General features: G+C 60.4%; 1 pseudogene. It reads right to left on the reverse strand.

The window, feature by feature from the left end:
• Positions 1-396 (reverse strand): annotated as a pseudogene (locus QSV36_RS14230) (T6SS effector BTH_I2691 family protein); the annotation flags it as partial.
• Positions 397-412 lie beyond the last annotated feature (16 nt).

The following is a 412-nucleotide window of genomic DNA, read 5'->3' on the forward strand; positions in this document are numbered from 1 at the left end:
CTGGCCGACGGCATCCTGGATCGGCTTGATCATCAACAGCTGGCCGTCATCAGTCCCGGCGATGCTTTTGATGATGTCGTACACCTTGCCGAAGTCGTCCCCGGACAGCGCAGCGACCACGTGCTGCATCAGCCCCGGGTGCTTGGCCAGCAGCGCCTGGTACAGCAGACTCTGATCATCTTCCACCAGTTGCTGCCAGACATGCTGGGTCATCCCGAGCGGCTGGCCTTGTTCGGGCAGGGCTTCAGTAGGGCCACCGGCCAGGCAGGCCGCCATCATCTGAATGAAATATTCGACAGAAACAGGGTCTGCCGCGTCATAGTCGAAATAACCGATCTGCTGGAACGCGCGCGCGGCGTAGTGCCGTGCATACAGCTTGCCGACCTGGTCGATCATTGCCTGCCAGTTCTTC

It is taken from the genome of Pseudomonas sp. BCRC 81390 (assembly GCF_030341915.1).
GTDB lineage: Bacteria > Pseudomonadota > Gammaproteobacteria > Pseudomonadales > Pseudomonadaceae > Aquipseudomonas.